The organism is Dialister sp. UBA1703 (genome assembly GCA_002320515.1).
Taxonomy (GTDB): Bacteria; Bacillota; Negativicutes; order Veillonellales; family Dialisteraceae; genus Dialister.
The window spans coordinates 1,034-6,556 of sequence record DCJJ01000107.1; the positions used below are offsets into that span (position 1 = coordinate 1,034).

Sequence of the window (5,523 nt, forward strand, 5' to 3'; positions counted from 1 at the left end):
ATTGGATAAAAATACATATGAAATTCGATTCTGCAAATTAATCAGTACTTCCCTAAGGCAAAGGTCAGAGAAAAACATTTTCACGGAGCATACAGGAGAACAACTGCATCCCCTATGATGGCATTATATGAACCGGCCGGTCAAACTGTCTGTATTCTGCCGGATTTCCTCAGGCGTACCCCGGGCAATGATCCGGCCGCCTTCCTTTCCTCCTCCCGGTCCCATATCCACAATATAATCCGCATTCCTTATGACATCGAGATCATGTTCAATAACAACCAGTGTTGCCCCATGATCAATGAGGGTCTGGAAAACATGGAGAAGCGTCCTCACATCCTGCGGATGCAGCCCGATGGTAGGTTCATCGAAGACGAATACGGAATCACTCTGCCCTTTTCCCATTTCACTGGCCAGTTTCAGCCGCTGTGCCTCGCCGCCGGAAAGTCCCGGCGTTTCCTCCCCCAGTGTGAGGTATCCAAGTCCAAGGTCATGCAGCACCTGCAGGCGCTGCTGCAGGAGTTTAAGTCCCCCCAGGGCGTTGAGCACCTGATCCACACTCATATTCATAAGTTCCGGCAGGCTGTATTCCTTTCCATCTTTGGCCTTGCGGTGAATGTCATAGGCTTCCTTTCTGTACCGGGATCCCCGGCAGTCGGGGCAGGGAATTTGAACGTCCGGCAGAAACTGGACATCCAGTGAAATCTCGCCTGTGCCGTCACAGGTAGGGCAGCGGAGTTTCCCTGTGTTGTATGAAAAATCTCCCGCTTTATAGTGATGTTCCCTGGCGTCTGCCGTTCGGGCATATACTTTTCTGAGCCCGTCATGTACATTGGCATAAGTGGCTACTGTAGACCGTACATTGATACCAATGGGCGTGGCATCGATGAGCTTGACCTGGGTAATGCCGTCTGCCTCTACCTTCTTCACATGGGAAGGCAGCTTCTGTCCGCTGATTTCAGCCCTCAGGGCTGGAATCAGACTTTCCAGGACCATGGTCGTTTTTCCGGATCCGGAGACCCCTGTCACCACAGTCAGACGCCCCATCGGTATCCGCACGTCTAGAGGATGCACCGTATGGATGGCCCCAGTCTCCAGATGAATCGCTCCCTTGTCAAACAGGGCCTCTCTCTCTGTGACGGGTCGGATTCTTGATTCATAGTGATCGGACAGATAGGGGCCTATGACAGATTCCGGATTCTTCGAAATATCTTCCACTGTTCCCTGGGAAATAATCGTTCCGCCTTCCGCACCGGCCCCCTTCCCCATCTCTATCATCCAGTCGGCATGTTTCAACACCTGCGTATCATGATCCACAAGGATGACAGAGTTTCCATCGGATTGCAAATCATCCATCACTCCGGTGAGCCCCTGAAGATTATAAGGGTGAAGTCCAATGGATGGCTCATCAAGAACGTAGAGCACACCGGTCGTACGGTTTCTTACTGCCCTTGCCAGCTGCACGCGCTGCCTCTCGCCGGTAGAAAGCGTAGAAGCCGCCCGGTCCAGCGAAAGATACCCCAGTCCCAGGTCCATGAGCCGCTTTGAAACATCCATAAACGATTCGCATATATTTTCCGCCATGGGACGCATCTCTTCCGGAAGCGAGGAAGGAACTCCCTGTACCCAGGGGATCAGCTCAGAAAGGGTCATGGCCGATGCCTTGTCCAGCCCGATTCCTCTAAGATGGGGACTCCGGGCCGCTTCCGACAGCCTGGTTCCCCCGCAGTCCGGGCACACATCCTCTTCCAGATATTTTTCAAGCCGCTTCATTCCCTTTTCATCCTTCACTTTAGCCAGGGCATTTTTCACGGAATTCACTGCGCTGTAATAATTGAAATCCATCTCCGCCGGTTCCAGTGTATTTGGATTCACATAGTGGATATGGTGCTTCTTCAGCTCCCCGTGGTAGACGATTTCTTTTTCTTCCGGTGTCAGGTCGCGAAAAGGCACGTCTGTCCTGACGCCCATGGTGCGAACGATATCCTTCATGAGCGACCACATCAGAGTTCCCCAGACAACTACAGCTCCCTCATCGATGGTCTTGGAATCATCGGGCACCAGGGCTGCCTCATTCACATTTCGGACCACCCCTGTCCCACCGCAGGTCGGGCAGGCGCCGCTGCTGTTGAATGCAAGTTCTTCCGCTCCAGGACCATAAAATTTTACCCCGCATACGGGACAGGTGATTTCCTGCATGGCTGCCACAGAAAGAGAGGGAGGGCAGTAATGGCCATTGGGGCAGCGGTGACTTGCCAGCCGGGAAAACATAAGACGCAGACTGTTCAAAAGTTCAGAAAGTGTCCCGAAGGTACTGCGGATGCCCGGAACTCCCGGACGCTGGCGCAGCGCAAGAGCCGCCGGCACATATCTGATATCATCCACATCTGCCCGCTCTGCCTGTGTCATTCTCCGGCGGGTATAGGTAGACAGGGATTCCAAATACCGGCGAGATCCTTCCGCATAGAGCGCGCCAAGAGCCAGGGAGGATTTCCCCGATCCCGAAACACCGGCAATCGCTACGATTTCATGGAGCGGGATATCCACATCAATATTTTTCAGATTGTGGACTTTGGCCCCCCGCACCTCGATATTCCTCGGCAGCCTTTGTATGCTGTGATTTTCTTTCTTCATCATATTCTCCTTCATCTACCCGGGATGACAGCCATTCGTCAAAGTATCTTGATTATACTCTGCCAATGGATGCCATCAGGTTCTGCGCCCTATCCAATAAGCCTTTTCAAGCTCCACCATGATCCCATACAGGCTCATGATTTCCGCACGGCGTCATTTCCTTGTATCTTCAATCAAAAGCCTTTTATTGGGATGCGTTTTCGCCCATTTCCAGATATCATTTTTTATTCTCCCATGGTTTCCAGGGCTTTCCTGACAGCGATGGATCAACAAAAGCATACCTTTCCGGGTCTTTTCCAATTTTTCTGAAATAAGCTTTAATGTCCGTCTCGTGACCGATATCATTAGGCTCATATATCTTCTCTTCACGAATCTCATCCGGAAGATACTGCTGCTTCACCCAGTGGTTCGGATAATTATGGGCATACTTGTAACCAATCCCCCGACCCAGCTTTTTGGCACCTTTATAACTAGAGTCCTGCAGGTAGGAAGGAATCGGTAGATTTCCTGTCTTCCGGACAATGGCCAGAGCCTTCTCAATGCCAAGATAAGCAGAATTGGATTTGGGAGCTGAAGCGATATAGGAAGCGGCCTGTGCCAAAATGATTCTACCCTCCGGCATGCCAACGCGCTCTACACCGATTGCCGCCGATGCTGCCACACAGATTGCCATGGGGTCGGCATTACCGACTTCTTCAGATGCAGCTACCAGCATTCTGCGTGCAATATACTTCACATCCTCACCTGCTTCCAGCATACGGGCCAGATAATAAAGGGCCGCATCCGGATCTGAGCCACACATGGACTCAATAAAAGCAGCAATGGTATCGTAATGATTATCCCCGGTCTTATCGTAGCGGATGGCCTTCTTCTGTATGCATTCCTCCGCCACCTCCAAAGTGACATGTATCTTTCCATCACTTCCCGGATCAGTTGTAAGCACAGCAAGTTCTATCGCATTCAGCGCGGCGCGGGCATCTCCATCTGCCATGTCTGCCAGAAAATCTGCCGCCTCCCCCGTAATATCAGCATGGTATGGTTTGACTCCCCTTTCTGAAGCGAAGGCCCTGTGGATCAAAGTCAGAATATTCTCCTTCGACAGCGGTTTCAGTCCAAAAATTCTCGATCTTGAAAGAAGTGCTCCATTCACTTCAAAATAGGGATTCTCTGTTGTGGCGCCGATCAAAATCACCGTGCCGTCTTCCACATATGGCAGCAAATAGTCCTGCTGTGCCTTATTAAACCGATGAATCTCATCAATGAAAAGAATTGTTTTCCTTCCGTAACCACCCAGATTCTCCTTAGCTCTTGCGACAACTTCCTCCAGATCTTTCTTCCCTGCAATCGTTGCATTCACCTGATGGAAATCAGCAGATGTAGTACCCGCGATAACACGTGCCAGAGTGGTTTTCCCTACGCCCGGCGGACCATAAAAAATAACCGAACTGATCCGGTCCGCTTTGATTGCACGGTAAAGGAGCTTATCCTTTCCTATAATGTCCTCCTGACCAACCACCTCATCCAAAATCTGAGGACGCATCCTGGCAGCAAGGGGAGCCTCCTTTTCTTTCAAACTTTCAGCCGCATATTCAAAAAGATTCATCTGCTGTTACGCCACCTTTACTTATCTTCTGTATCACAATGCTGCATGGAATCACAGGCACTGTGACGCAGGTCTTCAAGCGTTGACTTTACTAAGTACATTTATTATACTTGCTTTATAATAATATGCAAGTACTCAGTTTTTACTTGCTTAGTATCAGAAAATATACCGGAGGAATGTATGCCATCAGACAATGCATCACAAAAGAATTCTGAACAGAACTATATAAGTTATGAAGAGTATTTGCAGAAAGTGAAAACAGGAATCTTAACGGATAGCGGAAACTGCCCCGTGACCCCTCTCCTTAAAATGCTGCAGGGGAAATGGAAAACCCAGGTTCTCTATGAATTCTGCATCTATGACACCGTACGATTCGGCGTTCTGAAAAAAGATCTGACCGGTATCACGAACACCATGCTGACAAAGACACTGCGCGAACTGGAAGCCCATGGTCTGATCACCCGCAGGCAGTTTAATGAAATTCCACCTCGCGTGGAATACTCATTCTCTCCTATGGGCAGGGACCTGCTCCCGGTGTTCTATGCCATCATGTGCTGGGGATTTAAGCACGAAAAAGATCTCCCAAAGAGCTGATAAACTCTCCAGAGGATCTTTAGCTTCAGAAGCTACTCACTGAAATCAAAAATCTGAAGGAACAAAAATACTCCAAACGCTGCCGAGAAATCCTTTGACTTCTGGATGGATCAGTATCCGCCGGGAAGCCGGATCATTTCCTGCTCCATGCGCAGAAGGGTCATGACCACTCCATTGACGAAACAGGCCTTTCCTGGAAGAATCAGGAGGCATAAATGATTTATCCCCCAGTCATCCCATGAAGATAGTAAAAATCCCCGCAAATCTTGAAAAATCAAGGTTTGTGGGGATTTGAGCATTTATTCCCATTCAATGGTGCTCGGCGGCTTGGAGGTAATGTCGTAGACCACTCTGTTCACTCCGGCCACTTCGTTGCAGATACGGCGGCTCATTTCGTCCAGCACTTCCCAGGGGAAGCGGAAATAATCAGCCGTCATGCCGTCGGAGGAAGTATCCGCGATGTAAGGAGTTTCCTGACAAAGTAATACATAAAGTTCTTATAAAAGCAGACTGCCCGGAATGGATTCGTGCTTTCCGGCAGACCGCCTTATTTACGGATCCCCGGCGCATAGCCCTTGTCCGCCGCTTCCACCGCCAGGCCGATTAAACTTTTATGTCCTGTCTTACGAAGCATATTGCTCACATGGAAGCTGACAGTTCGTATGCTGATGTGCAGTTCATCTGCTATTTCCTTG

General features: G+C 49.8%; 4 protein-coding genes and 1 pseudogene. 1 reads left to right on the plus strand and 4 read right to left on the minus strand.

Going from position 1 to position 5,523, the window contains the following annotated elements; genetic code table 11:
- Window positions 1-123 precede the first annotated feature (123 nt).
- Together B2Y11_RS05055 and B2Y11_RS05060 are read right to left on the minus strand one after the other, a co-directional pair.
- Window positions 124-2,631 carry an excinuclease ABC subunit UvrA gene (locus B2Y11_RS05055; RefSeq protein WP_291056951.1) on the minus strand — a complete coding sequence of 836 codons (2,508 nt, stop codon included), beginning with the start codon at window positions 2,629-2,631 and terminating at the stop codon, window positions 124-126.
- A 217-nt stretch (window positions 2,632-2,848) separates the two neighbouring features.
- On the minus strand, window positions 2,849-4,234 hold the full coding sequence (locus tag B2Y11_RS05060; protein ID WP_291056953.1) for a replication-associated recombination protein A: 1,386 nt from the start codon (window positions 4,232-4,234) through the stop codon (window positions 2,849-2,851).
- Between the two features lie 180 nt (window positions 4,235-4,414).
- Here B2Y11_RS05060 and B2Y11_RS05065 point away from each other — a divergent pair, with 180 nt between their 5' ends.
- The gene (locus B2Y11_RS05065; protein WP_291056955.1) at window positions 4,415-4,828 is read left to right on the plus strand and encodes a winged helix-turn-helix transcriptional regulator; all 414 of its coding nucleotides are present in this window, start codon (window positions 4,415-4,417) and stop codon (window positions 4,826-4,828) included.
- A gap of 299 nt (window positions 4,829-5,127) precedes the next feature.
- Here B2Y11_RS05065 and B2Y11_RS05070 read toward each other — a convergent pair.
- Together B2Y11_RS05070 and B2Y11_RS05075 are read right to left on the minus strand one after the other, a co-directional pair.
- Window positions 5,128-5,286: pseudogene (locus B2Y11_RS05070) on the minus strand (GMP synthase (glutamine-hydrolyzing)); the annotation flags it as partial.
- Window positions 5,287-5,375: 89 nt separating this feature from the next.
- Entirely contained in the window at window positions 5,376-5,516 is a 141-nt protein-coding gene (locus tag B2Y11_RS05075) for a LuxR C-terminal-related transcriptional regulator (RefSeq protein WP_291056263.1), read from the minus strand.
- Window positions 5,517-5,523 lie beyond the last annotated feature (7 nt).

Excerpts from the sequence above, each read along its gene's own strand:
- B2Y11_RS05055 (WP_291056951.1), bottom strand. The coding sequence starts at position 2,631 with ATGAAGAAAGAAAATCACAGCATACAAAGGCTGCCGAGGAATATCGAG.
- B2Y11_RS05060 (WP_291056953.1), bottom strand. The coding sequence starts at position 4,234 with ATGAATCTTTTTGAATATGCGGCTGAAAGTTTGAAAGAAAAGGAGGCT.
- B2Y11_RS05065 (WP_291056955.1), top strand. The coding sequence starts at position 4,415 with ATGCCATCAGACAATGCATCACAAAAGAATTCTGAACAGAACTATATA.